An 11,291-nucleotide genomic window follows, 5' to 3' on the forward strand; every position below is an offset into this window, starting at 1 on the left:
AAATGACTTGCAATAATCCGTATGAGCCGCTCGGCACCGCTCGTCTCTCACTGCGCGCGTCCGGCCCGGGGAGCACCGTTCCCGCTCGCGCCTCAGTTTCGATAATCGGGGGGAAGCGGATTTATGGGGGGATCGCTTTGATCCGGGTCACGAATGGGAGCCACGGTGCTTGCGGTCGGTCCCTCGGGCGACCGCCCGTGGGTGGAGGTGCTCGAAGCCGACGGGTGGGACGTAGCCCGGGCCGGGTCGACGCGGGCCGCGCTCTCGACGCTGGGGTCCGAGGACGTGCGCTGTGTCGTCGTCGACGGCGACGCCGACGGGGCCGTCGACCCGCTCGACGCGCTCGCCGGTGTCCGCGAGTTCGGCTACGACCAGCCGGTCCTGCTGACCAGCGGGGAGCCCGACGGCGAACTCGCGGCGGCCGCGACCCGACACGGCGTCACGGAGTACGTCTCCCGGGCGACGACCGACGGATCGCTGGCCGACCGCGTCCGAGCGAACGCCCCCGAGGGTGGACAGGCGGGTGACCGAGCGGCCCCGCCGACTGGACGCGAGTCGGACACGTCCGGCGTGGCGACCGCCCGGTCGGCCGACACGGGGAGCGCCGACGAGGGTTCGGAGAGTACGCTCGTGGAGATGCGGGACGCGGGCGTCTCTGCGGCAACCGCCCGGGAGGCGGCCGCGGCGCTCGACGCGGTCGACGACGGGCTCTACGTGCTCGACCTGCAGGGACACTTCACCGTCGTCAACGAGCCGCTGGCGGAGATGGCCGGCCGCGACGCCGACGAGCTCGTCGGCGAGCACGTCTCGACGATCACGACCGAGGCGGCCGCCGAACGCGTCTTCCCGGCGGTCCGACGGGTGGTCCGCGGGGAGACAGCCTCCGAGACCGTCGAGACGACGGTCGTCCCCGCCGAGGGCGAGCCGTTCCCCGCCGAGGACCACCTGACAGCCGTCGAGGAGGACGGCGAGGTGGTCGGCGTCGCGGGCGTGCTCCGGGACGTGTCGGACAAGCGCGAACGGACCCGCGAGCTCGAACGCTACGAGTCGATCATCGAGGCGGTCGACGACGGCGTCTACGCGCTCGACGACGAGGGACAGTTCGAGGTGGTCAACGACGCGCTGGTCGAGCTGACGGGCTACGACCGGGCGGAACTGCTCGGGGAGCACACCTCGATCGTCAAGGACGACGAGACCGTCCAGCGGGCGGAGAACAAGCTCCGGGACCTGATCCACGGCAACGTCGTCGAGACGACCTTCGAGTTGGACCTGGTCCCGGAGTCGGGCGAGCCGGTCGACGCGGAGGACCACATGGTGATGCTGACCGACGAGGACGGCGAGTTCGCGGGGACGGCGGGCGTCATCCGGGACATCACCGACCGGAAGGAGCGGGAACGACAGCTCCGGGCGGCCCGCGAGCAGTTCGCCGAGCTGCTCGACACCGCGCGGGCGCTGCTGGGCGCCCACAGCCCCGAGCGGGTCGGCGAGATCGTCGTCGACGCCGTCGCGCACACGCTGGGGTTCGACATGAACGTCGTCCGCATCCACGACGCCGAGCGCGACCGGCTGGTCCCGCTGGCGGCCTCCGCCAGCGACGCGGTGTCGGTCGCCGACCGGCCGGACTACGCGGTCGGGGAGGGCGGGCCCGGCCGCACCTTCGAGGCCGGCGAGATCCGCCACGCGCCGGCTGACCTGGCGGTCCGGCCGGCCGAGCTACCCGGCGACGCCGTCGAGACGCTGTACGTCCCGCTGGGCGACCAGGGGGTCGTGAGCATCGGCGCGACGGAACCGGGCGCGTTCGACGAGCGGGCGCGCGAGCTGGCGGAGATCCTCGCCTCGAACGCGGCCGTCGCGTTCGACCGCGTCGCCTACGAGGCGGAGCTGGCCCGCTACCGGACCGTCATGGAGAACGTCCAGGACATGGTGTACGTCGCCGACGAGGACGGGCGGTTCTCGCTGGTGACCGACCCGCTTGCGACGTGGCTCGGGGTCGACCGTGCGGACCTGGTCGGCCGGCCGGTCGCCGCGGCCCTCGCCGACCCGGATGCGCTCGACGAGGCCGTCGACGCCGTCGGCGACGGGACGGACAGCCGCGTACTGGAGGCTGACTTCGAGCGGGCCGACGGCACGTCGCTCCCCGCGGAGGTCGAGGTGTCGTCGCTCCCCGCCGACGAGACCGTCTCCGGGACAGTCGGGGTGGTCCGCGACCGCACGGAGCTGGTCGAGACGCGCGAGCAGCTGGAGACCCAGCGCGACCGGTTCACCTACCTCTTCGACAACCTCCCGGACGCCGTCGTCGAGGCCACCCACGCCGACGGCGAGCCGGTCGTCACCGCCGTCAACGACGCGTTCACCGACGTGTTCGGCTACGACGCCGCGACGATCAGCGGCGAGCCGCTCAACGACTTCGTCCTCCCGGACGACGACTACGAGAACGGCCGCGCGCTCGACCGGCGGGCCGCCGAGGGCGAGACGGTCCAGAGCGAGGTCCGCCGCCGGACCGCCGACGGCTATCGCGACTTCCTCTTCCGGGGGATCCCCTACGACACCGGCGACGGGACGGTCAACAGCTTCGGCATCTACACCGACATCACCGAGCAGAAGGAACGGGAACGCAGGCTCCAGGTCCTCAACCGCGTCCTCCGGCACAACCTGCGCAACGACCTCAACGTCGTGCTGGGCTACGCGGAGATGATCGCCGCCCGCGTCGACGACGACACCGTCGACGAGTGGGCGGAGACGCTCATCGAGACGGCCTCGGAAGTGGCGTCGCTCGGCGACCGCGCGCGCTCGCTCGACCGCACGATGCGCGAGGGGTCGCTGCGCGACCACGAGGTCGACCTCGGGTCGGTCGTCGACGCCGCCGTCTCGGAGTACCGCCGCGAGCACCCCGACGCGCGCATCGAGACCGACGTGGACGACCTGCGGGTCGTCGGCGACGGCCGGATCGAGCTCGCGCTGACCGAGTTGCTCGAGAACAGCGTCGAGTACGGCGGCGAGGGCGTCCACGTCCGCGTCGCGACCGACCGTTCGGACGGGCGCGTCGCCCTCCGCGTCGACGACGACGGCCCCGGGATCCCCGACTACGAGCGGTCCGTCGTCGACGAGTCGTCGGAGATCACCCAGCTCGAACACGGCAGCGGGCTCGGGCTCTGGATCGTCCGCTGGGTCGCCGACTCCTGCGGCGGCCGCCTGCGGTTCGAGGAGAGCGACCTCGGCGGGACCGCCGTCGTCCTCTCGCTGACGCCCGCCGACACGGTCGACTGACCGGCGGGCGCGGCCGACGGGCTGTCCGCCGACGCGGAAGACGAGTGACTGAACGACCGACGAGCGACCCGCCGGCGCGGTCGCTACGGGGTCGACGATTCCGGGACGGGCCGTGAGAACCGCCTACGCGGAGGCTTCGCTCGTGTCGACGGTGTGGTCGATGCGGACGAAGCCGTAGTCGCAGTCCCAGCAGTGCCACTTGACCTTCTCGCCGATGTGGACCTGCATGCTGGCCGCCTGGTAGAACTCCTTCTCGGCGTCGCAGTTCGGACACTCGTGGGTGATGACCTCGCTCATGCGTCCGTCTTCCGGGCGACGGTAATTTAACGTCCCGATTTTCGACCGGCCCGCTCGTCGTCCGCCCGTTCGGACCCGGAGTTAAGTCGCTGGCCGCCCGAGCGGCGGACATGAAGATCTACACCGGCCGCGGCGACGAGGGCCAGACGGACCTGCGGGACATGTCCCGCGTCTCGAAGGCCAGCCCGCGCATCGAGGCCTACGGCACCGTCGACGAGGTCAACGCCATGGTCGGGTCGGTCCGCCCCACCGGGTACGACGACGTGGACGACCTGCTGCGCGAGGTGCAGAACCACCTCCACGTCGCACAGGCCGACTTCGCCAACCCCGACCCCGACGAGGACGACCCCCGCGTCCGCGAGGACCACGTCGAGGCAATCGAGGACAGCATCGACGAGTTCGACGCGGAGCTCGAACCCCTGGAGAACTTCATCCTCCCCGGCGGGTCCGAACCCGGCGCGCGGCTCCACCGGGCGCGGGCGGTCTGTCGGCGCGCCGAGCGCCGCGCGGTCGCGTTCGCCGAAAGCGAAGACGGCGTCAACGAGACGGCCATCGTCTACCTCAACCGGCTGTCGGACCTCCTCTTCACGCTCGCCCGCGTGGTGAACCAGCGGGAGGGCGTCCCCGAGGAACAGCCGACGTACTGACTCGTCGACTCCGCTGGGGCCGGTCACCCGGTCCGCTCGTAGACGATCTCGCCGTCGCGCTCGGTTGCGGTCGCGCGGCCGGCGGCGTCGAGCACGTCGAGGTGGCCGACCGCCTCGCTCATGCCCGGGAACTGCTCGGTGACCGGCAGATCGTCGAACAGTTCGTGCATGACCGCGACCGGCGTCGTGGGCTCGTCCAGCAGGTCGGCGACACGCTCCGTGCGGTCGTCGTGCTCGGCGAGGATGTCGTCGATCCGCCCGGCGGGGTCGTCGATCCGGCTCCGGTGGCCGGGGTGGAGGCGGTCGTACCCCGCCTCGCGCAGGTCGGCGAGACAGTCGTTGTACGCCGGGAGGACGCGCGGGCGGTCGGCGCCGGGGCGGGGCGGCGGCTGGAGGAACGGGTTGGGCGTGATCTCCGCGAGGACGTTGTCACCGACGAGCGCCTCCCGGCCCGCGGGGCCGTCGAAGGCGAAGAGCACCTCGCCGGTGGCGTGGCCCGCCAGGTCGTCGACCAGCAGCTCGACGCCGTCGACGGTGACGGTATCGCCCGGGGCGACCTCGCGGTCGACCGGCACGCTGGGCGCGTAGTGGACGAACGCACCCGGGAGCTCGGTGACCGTGTCGGCCGTCGAGGGCGCCATCCCGCAACGCTCGAAGAAGTCGCGGAAGAAGGCCTGCTCGGCGTCGAGCCGGCCGGGGAAGTCCGCCACGATCGACGCCGCGTCGGGGTGGGCGACGACCGTCGCGCCGCGCTCGCGGAACCGTTTCGCGAGCCCGAAGTGGTCGGGGTGGGGATGGGTGATCAGCAACTGCTCGATATCGTCGGGGGCGAGGTCGCGCTCGGCCAGCGCGTCCGTGAGGTGCGACCAGGCCTCCTCGCTGTCGGGGCCGGGGTCGACCAGCGTCCGGCCGGCGAGGTAGGCGTTGACCGGACCGACCTGGAACGGCGTCGGCACCGACACCTGTTCGAACATGGCCGCCGCTACAGGGCGCGAGTGTAAGGGTGTGGCGGGTGGACGCCCCCGTTCGACCCCAACCGGCCGCACACGGCGATGCCCACCGTCGCGTGCAAGCCTGACAGTATGGGACAGACAGCGGCGCGGGCCGGAACGGCCCTGCGCCGACGTGTTTTAGGTTGACCTAAATCAATATAAACGTTGCGATGGGGGGAGAAGGCATATATCCGTTGGACGCGAAAGGACAGATATGAACAGGCACTTCGAGGACACCCTGTACTACCTGAAGCGAGCGGGCCGGACGGCCCGAGACGGCGTCCGAGAGGCCCTTTCCCCCGCGGAGGAGCGGGTCAGGGAGCTGGTCGGCCGCGAGCGCGAGCCGGAACCCGGGCGGGTCGAGTCCCTCCGGTCGAAGCTGGAGGCGGTCCCCGCTCGGGTCCGGAGCGAAGCCGGGGACGCCCTGGCGGCGGCGCGCGAGGCGGTGGACTCGTTCCGGCGCCGCGGGACCGGGTCACAGTAGCGCCGCGGAAAGCAATTCTTAAGGGCGGTGCTGGATTAGCGACGAGTGGCCGGGTTGGTGATCTAGTCCGGTTATGATACCTCCTTCACACGGAGGAAGTCGGCGGTTCAAATCCGCCCCAACCCACTTCTACTGACGCACGTTCGCGAGCGGCTGCCCTGCCGCTCGCCACGGCTTCAGTCGGACTGGCCCGGCGGATTGGAACCCTGGCAGTCGCGCGCAGCGGGGCGAGCACGTTTGCATCCGGTTCAGATCCGCGCCAACCTGTCCGCTCACCTCGTTCGCTAAAGCAACCTTCTGCCAGCAGTCGCTACAGTGAGTGAGGCGGGAGAGCAGGTCCGCATTTCGGACCGAACGGTATCGACAGTGCGGTCGACACGGCCGCTCCTCGGGAGCACTCGCCTATCGAAACTGGCGGGAAGGTAGTTACCGCATCTGGTCGAGCGCGACGACCGTATCGGACATCAGATAGGCCGTGTCGCTGTCCTCGCGCTCGATGCTCAGCGCGTAGAACGAATCACGGCCGCCGTCGACGGTGACGTGGTAGGCGGCAGTCGTCAGCGGATCCAGCTCCGCCGGATCCTCGGTTTCGGTGGAGGTCACACCCACTCTCACCGATGGCCACTGATAACCGACTCGATCTCCGATCCTCGGTCGAGTCGACAGACATATCTGTTTTTATCTCATACTTTGAATACGTATACAACGAAATACCGGTTCGAGAAACTCGAAAACCGGCCAGAAAGCGCTATATTACCGAATTCCAAAACCGTAGATAGTGCGGCCTTGTCGAGCCCGATCGATATACTTCGGCAAGACGCCGTCAAAAGACCAGATACACCAATTTCGGTCTTGAGTGGCAATTCATATAAGATATAATCTACTATCGACTAAATATACGAATTAGATACTGTATTTTTGGATTCCATTTAATCGTCGGAGATGGTCGCAGTCCGGGGGTTGAGGGTCCCGGTGAGAGAGTAGACGCCGCCGACGAGCAGGCCGCCGGCGACGAGGGGGATCAGGGCGCAGGCGGCGTAGACGGGGGCGAAGCCGACCGCCTCGACGACCGGGAGCGAGACCATCGGGCCGAGGCCGCCGCCGAGGTCGCCGAGGACGTTGTTGGTGGCCATCGCCCGGCCGGTGCGTTCGTTCGGCGTGAGGTCGGCGAGCAGCGCCATCAGCGGGCCGTTGGTGCCGCCCTGGCCGGTCCCGATGAGGACGCAGGCGACGACGAGTCGCTCCAGCGACGCGGCCGTCGAGAGGGCGAGGAAGCCGAGGAAGGAGACGACGAGGAAGCCCAGCAGGGTGGGGACGCGCGCGCCGAGGTCGTCGCTGAGTTTGCCGCCCGCGAGGGTGAACACGGCCGCAGCGAGGACGGTCACGGCCATCAGCAGGCCGGACATGCCCTGCGGGCCGTAGCCCCAGACGCCGATTCCCTCCGCCTCGACGAAGAGGACGAGCGTGGCGAAGAGGGCGCCGAGGTAGGCGAAGAAGAGGCCGAAGTTGACGAAGCCGACGGTCAGCGTGGGGAGCGCGGTGTCGATCTCCCAGGGCTTGACGGCGGTGCGTTCCTCGTCGACGTGCGTTTCGGGGATGGTGCGGTAGGCGACGGCGCTGGCCAGCAGCGCGAAGCCGGCGGCGACGGCGAAGGCGGCGAACACGGAGTAGGCGTCGCTGACGACCCCGCCCATGACGAGACCGGCGGGGAACCCCAGCGTGATGCCGCCGCGGACGACACCCATGTTCGTGCCGCGGTCGCCGCCGTCACTCACGTCGGCGGCGATGGTGTAGGCGGTGGCGAACACCAGCGCGCTGCCGATCCCCCAGAGGACCCGCGCGAGGAGGAACCACGCCTCCGGGAGCGGGGCGCGCAGCGCGACGACGTAGCCGGCCGTCGCCAGCCCCTCGACGAACAGGCCGACGACGAAGGGGGTCCGGGTGCCGACACGGTCGACCAGCGAGCCGGCGGGCGCGTTGGCGAGGATGCGCGTGAAGCGGTTCGCACTGAGGATGAACCCGACGAGGAACGGCGAGATGCCGAGGACGGCGCCGAGGTTCGGCAGGATGGGGAAGACGACGCCGCCGCCGAGGCCGACGAGGAACGTGCTGACGATGACCGACCCGACGACCGTCCGGCGGCGTTCCATGACCCCAGTGTGGCCGCCGGGCGAATAAGGACTGGGAGTCCGCCCGGGCGGACGCGGAACCTGTTGCGCTCGCGAACCGTCCGCAGCGGCGTCGAACGGTCGGTTCCGTCGCAGTCTTTTTGTCCGTCGGCGCGGTGCGTCCACGCATGACACCACCCGAGGTCGGCGAACTCACGGTCCCGGACCGGACGCTGATGGGCCCCGGCCCGAGCGACGTGCACCCCCGGGTGCTCCGGGCGATGAGCACGCCGCTGGTCGGGCACCTCGACCCCTCGTTCGTCGAGATCATGGACGAGGTCCAGGAGCTGCTGCGGTACACCTTCCGGACGGACAACGAGTGGACCATCCCCGTCTCCGGGACGGGCTCGGCGTCGATGGAGGCGGCCATCGGCAACCTCGTCGAACCCGGCGAGACCGTGCTCGTGCCGACGAACGGCTACTTCGGCGGCCGCATGGAGTCGATGGCCGAACGCGCCGGCGGCGAGGTCGTCCACGTCGACGCGCCGTGGGGCGAGCCGCTCGACCCCGCCGACGTGGAAGCGGCCTTCGCCGAGTACCAGCCCGACGTGTTCGGCTTCGTCCACGCCGAGACTTCCACGGGCGTCCGCCAGCCCGACGTGCCGGAACTGACGAGCATCGCCCACGAGCACGACGCCTACGTGATCGCCGACTGCGTCACCTCGCTGGGCGGCGTGGAGCTGCGCGTCGACGAGTGGGACATCGACGCCGCCTACTCCGGACCCCAGAAGTGTCTCTCCTGTCCGCCGGGCGCGAGCCCGCTGACGCTGAACGACCGGGCGATGGACAAGGTGCTCTCCCGCGAGGAGCCCGCGCGGTCGTGGTACCTCGATCTGTCCCTGCTGGAGGGGTACTGGGGCGACGAGCGGGCCTACCACCACACCGCGCCGATCACGAACGTCTACGCGCTCCGGGAGGCGCTGCGCCTCGTCGCCGAGGAGGGCATCGAACGGCGGTGGGCGCGCCACCGGCGGGTCGCGGCCGCGCTGAAGGACTCGCTGTCGGCGATGGGGCTCGCGCTGAACCCCGACGAGGCCTACTGGCTCCCGAGTCTCAACGCGATGGAGGTCCCCGCGGGCGTCGACGACGCCGCGGTCTGCGAGTACCTGCTCGACCGCTACGACCTGGAGATCGCCACCGGGCTGGGCGACCTGGAGGGGGAGATCTTCCGGATCGGCTGCATGGGCCACTCGGCGCGGCCGGCGAACGTGACGCTGCTCGTCCCGGCGCTGGCGGAGGCCCTGGAGGCACAGGGCGCCGACATCGACCCCGACGCCGGGCTATCCGTGCTCCGGGACCGGCTGGGAGAGGTATAGGGAACGGCGAACTGTCGGTCGGACGGCAGCGTCGGACCGGGGACGAAAGGAAATGGGTGTCCGGGTCCGCGGGCGACGGGCCCGGACGGGCGAACGGGACCGCCCCGCGGGCGACGGGGCGGTCCGGAACGGGCGGCGGGCGGCCGCCCGCGTCGGGTCGCGGGTGGGGTTGTCGGGTACGCGGTTGGCCCGCCAGGTGGAGGGCGCGCCGACCGCATTCGACGTGTGGGGTCCCGCCACAATAACACCACCTGTGACTAAAATAACGATTTAACTTTCGACAGAACTCGCGGGAACGAGCCGGTTCCGGCGACCGGGTCTCGAAGCGGCGAGTCGTCGCCGGACTGCCGACGGGTCGTCGCCCCGTTCCCTGCGAGTCGTCATCGTGTCGCTGCCGGGTCGCCGCGACGTGGTCGCCGACTCACTCGTCGTCCGGCGTCGGCGTCGAGACCGGTTCGTCGGCGTGGTCCGGCTCGCCCGTCGCCGACTCGTCGACCCCGCGGTCCGTTTCGAGGCCGACCGCGACGGAGTCGTCGCCGCCCGCGACCCGCCGCGCGACGAGCGTCGCGGCCACTGAGACGACGACGCTCGCGACCGCTAGCTTGACGAACCTGCCGCGGCCGCCCGACGAGTCGGCCGTCTCGCGGTCGTCGTCGGAGTCGGGCTCGGGGAGCGCAACGTCGGCGTCTCGCTCGTCGGAGCGACCGGCGTCGGTGCCGAACTGCGCGTCGTCGAGGTGCACCTCGAACAGTGTGAGGTTCTCGAATACCATGAGATACCTACCACCGCTGACGGCTTAACTCCCCACTGAGCCGTGCTGACAGGGCGGCCGCGAGTGGCAGGCCGGCGGGGAGCGTGGCTGTCGAGGGGACGTGGCCGACGAGCGACTGGCGTGACCGCCCGGGCGACCGCGAACCTATCGACGGACCGACCAGAATCGGACCTATCGACGGATCTACCAGAACGGTTAACCGCGAGATGGCCCAACTCCCGGGCGATGAACCGACGGAGATTCCTCCACTCCGCGACGGGCGCCGCGGCGGTTTCGGTCGGCCTCGCCGGCTGTCTCGGCGGGGGGGACGCGACCGAGACCGCCCCGTCCGACCCCGAACCGACGACCGAGCCGCCCCGGTCCCCGACCGACAGCCCGACGCCGACCGCCACGCCCGACGGCCCCGGCGGCGTCTACGTCCAGTCGTTCCGCGAGACGATGGTGATGTCCGGAACGGCGACGGCCGGCGACTACCGGGTCGCCCTGCTGCTCGCGGTCCCCCACCGCTTCTGGACGGTCACCCTCGACGAGCGCTCGGTCACCGAGATCGAGGACGGCGACGACGTCCACCTGATGGCGACGGTCTGGGACCCCGAGACCCGGACGGTCCTCCCGGGCGCGAACCTCTCGGTCGAGGTCACCCGCGACGGCGACCTGGTCACCCAGGAGGTCATCTACCGGATGCTCTCCCAGCGGATGGGGTTTCACTACGGCGGCAACTTCCGGCTCGACGGCGACGGGACCTACACCGCACGGCTCGGCGTCGGCGGCGTGAGCGCGCGCACGACCGGCGCCTTCGCGGGCCGGTTCGACGAGAACGCGACGATACCCGTCGAGTTCGAGTGGTCCAAGCGGGTGCGCGAACAGCTCAAGACCGAACAGCTGGACCAGGCGGGCCAGCGCGGCGCGCTCCGCCCGATGGAGATGGGCGATCTCCCCCAGCCGCGCGCGCCGAAGCCCGCCGACCTCCCCGGGACCGTCCTCGGCACCGGCCGCAGCGACGACGCGAAGCTCGTGACGCTCCAGCTCCCCGCGGCCGACGCCGGCCGGTTCACCGACGGACAGCCGTACCTCGCCGTCTCGGCGCGGACGCCGTTCAACCGGCTGGTCCTCCCCGCGATGGGGCTGTCGGCGTCGGTCGCCCGCGACGGCGAGACGGTCGTCGAGGGGTCGCTCGACGCCACGCTCGACCCACGGCTGGGCCACCACTACGGCGCGGCGCTGCCCGAGCGGGTCCGGTCGGGCGACGAAGTGACCCTCTCCGTGGGGACGCCGCCGCAACTGGCCCGCCACGAGGGCTACGAGCGCGCGTTCCTGCAGATGGAGCCCGCGACGATCACCGCCTGAG

10 protein-coding genes and 1 tRNA gene are annotated in these 11,291 nt (G+C 70.6%); 6 read left to right on the plus strand and 5 right to left on the minus strand.

Going from position 1 to position 11,291, the window contains the following annotated elements:
* Window positions 1–153 precede the first annotated feature (153 nt).
* Window positions 154–3,267, plus strand: coding sequence for a PAS domain S-box protein (locus tag ACMGFG_RS16085; protein WP_436931340.1), 3,114 nt, complete (start codon window positions 154–156; stop codon window positions 3,265–3,267).
* A gap of 123 nt (window positions 3,268–3,390) precedes the next feature.
* Here ACMGFG_RS16085 and ACMGFG_RS16090 read toward each other — a convergent pair whose 3' ends face one another.
* Window positions 3,391–3,564 (minus strand): DUF7838 family putative zinc beta-ribbon protein, encoded by a 174-nt coding sequence (locus ACMGFG_RS16090; protein ID WP_436931341.1) that lies wholly within the window; start codon window positions 3,562–3,564, stop codon window positions 3,391–3,393.
* Window positions 3,565–3,674: 110 nt separating this feature from the next.
* On the opposite strand from ACMGFG_RS16090, the gene ACMGFG_RS16095 reads away from it, so the two are divergent.
* Complete coding sequence (locus ACMGFG_RS16095) at window positions 3,675–4,211, plus strand: cob(I)yrinic acid a,c-diamide adenosyltransferase (RefSeq protein ID WP_436931342.1); 537 nt, start codon at window positions 3,675–3,677, stop codon at window positions 4,209–4,211.
* A gap of 23 nt (window positions 4,212–4,234) precedes the next feature.
* Here ACMGFG_RS16095 and ACMGFG_RS16100 read toward each other — a convergent pair whose 3' ends face one another.
* The gene (locus tag ACMGFG_RS16100; RefSeq protein ID WP_436931343.1) at window positions 4,235–5,185 is read right to left on the minus strand and encodes an MBL fold metallo-hydrolase; all 951 of its coding nucleotides are present in this window, start codon (window positions 5,183–5,185) and stop codon (window positions 4,235–4,237) included.
* A 232-nt stretch (window positions 5,186–5,417) separates the two neighbouring features.
* On the opposite strand from ACMGFG_RS16100, the gene ACMGFG_RS16105 reads away from it, so the two are divergent.
* Both ACMGFG_RS16105 and ACMGFG_RS16110 read left to right on the plus strand, forming a co-directional pair.
* A complete protein-coding gene (locus tag ACMGFG_RS16105) occupies window positions 5,418–5,687 on the plus strand; it encodes a DUF7553 family protein (RefSeq protein ID WP_436931344.1) in 270 nt (89 codons plus the stop codon).
* A gap of 51 nt (window positions 5,688–5,738) precedes the next feature.
* Window positions 5,739–5,813: transfer RNA gene (locus tag ACMGFG_RS16110), tRNA-Val, on the plus strand.
* A 300-nt stretch (window positions 5,814–6,113) separates the two neighbouring features.
* On the opposite strand, the gene ACMGFG_RS16115 is transcribed toward ACMGFG_RS16110, so the two are convergent.
* Complete coding sequence (locus tag ACMGFG_RS16115; protein WP_167837428.1) at window positions 6,114–6,290, minus strand: hypothetical protein; 177 nt, start codon at window positions 6,288–6,290, stop codon at window positions 6,114–6,116.
* Between the two features lie 326 nt (window positions 6,291–6,616).
* Window positions 6,617–7,837: an MFS transporter gene (locus tag ACMGFG_RS16120; protein WP_436931345.1), complete on the minus strand. Its 1,221-nt coding sequence runs from the start codon at window positions 7,835–7,837 to the stop codon at window positions 6,617–6,619.
* Between the two features lie 194 nt (window positions 7,838–8,031).
* On the opposite strand from ACMGFG_RS16120, the gene ACMGFG_RS16125 reads away from it, so the two are divergent.
* Window positions 8,032–9,171: a pyridoxal-phosphate-dependent aminotransferase family protein gene (locus ACMGFG_RS16125; RefSeq protein WP_436931442.1), complete on the plus strand. Its 1,140-nt coding sequence runs from the start codon at window positions 8,032–8,034 to the stop codon at window positions 9,169–9,171.
* A gap of 421 nt (window positions 9,172–9,592) precedes the next feature.
* Here ACMGFG_RS16125 and ACMGFG_RS16130 read toward each other — a convergent pair whose 3' ends face one another.
* The gene (locus tag ACMGFG_RS16130) at window positions 9,593–9,943 is read right to left on the minus strand and encodes a hypothetical protein (RefSeq protein ID WP_436931346.1); all 351 of its coding nucleotides are present in this window, start codon (window positions 9,941–9,943) and stop codon (window positions 9,593–9,595) included.
* A gap of 225 nt (window positions 9,944–10,168) precedes the next feature.
* Between ACMGFG_RS16130 and ACMGFG_RS16135 the strand changes: the two genes are divergently transcribed.
* Complete coding sequence (locus ACMGFG_RS16135; protein WP_436931347.1) at window positions 10,169–11,290, plus strand: DUF7350 domain-containing protein; 1,122 nt, start codon at window positions 10,169–10,171, stop codon at window positions 11,288–11,290.
* Window position 11,291 lies beyond the last annotated feature (1 nt).

The organism is Halosimplex halobium, assembly GCF_051414055.1.
GTDB lineage: Archaea > Halobacteriota > Halobacteria > Halobacteriales > Haloarculaceae > Halosimplex > Halosimplex halobium.

Coding starts and splice junctions, on each gene's coding strand:
- ACMGFG_RS16085 (WP_436931340.1), top strand. CDS start 154: ATGGGAGCCACGGTGCTTGCGGTCGGTCCCTCGGGCGACCGCCCGTGG.
- ACMGFG_RS16125 (WP_436931442.1), top strand. CDS start 8,032: ATGGGCCCCGGCCCGAGCGACGTGCACCCCCGGGTGCTCCGGGCGATG.
- ACMGFG_RS16095 (WP_436931342.1), top strand. CDS start 3,675: ATGAAGATCTACACCGGCCGCGGCGACGAGGGCCAGACGGACCTGCGG.
- ACMGFG_RS16135 (WP_436931347.1), top strand. CDS start 10,169: ATGAACCGACGGAGATTCCTCCACTCCGCGACGGGCGCCGCGGCGGTT.
- ACMGFG_RS16100 (WP_436931343.1), bottom strand. CDS start 5,185: ATGTTCGAACAGGTGTCGGTGCCGACGCCGTTCCAGGTCGGTCCGGTC.
- ACMGFG_RS16120 (WP_436931345.1), bottom strand. CDS start 7,837: ATGGAACGCCGCCGGACGGTCGTCGGGTCGGTCATCGTCAGCACGTTC.
- ACMGFG_RS16130 (WP_436931346.1), bottom strand. CDS start 9,943: ATGGTATTCGAGAACCTCACACTGTTCGAGGTGCACCTCGACGACGCG.
- ACMGFG_RS16090 (WP_436931341.1), bottom strand. CDS start 3,564: ATGAGCGAGGTCATCACCCACGAGTGTCCGAACTGCGACGCCGAGAAG.
- ACMGFG_RS16105 (WP_436931344.1), top strand. CDS start 5,418: ATGAACAGGCACTTCGAGGACACCCTGTACTACCTGAAGCGAGCGGGC.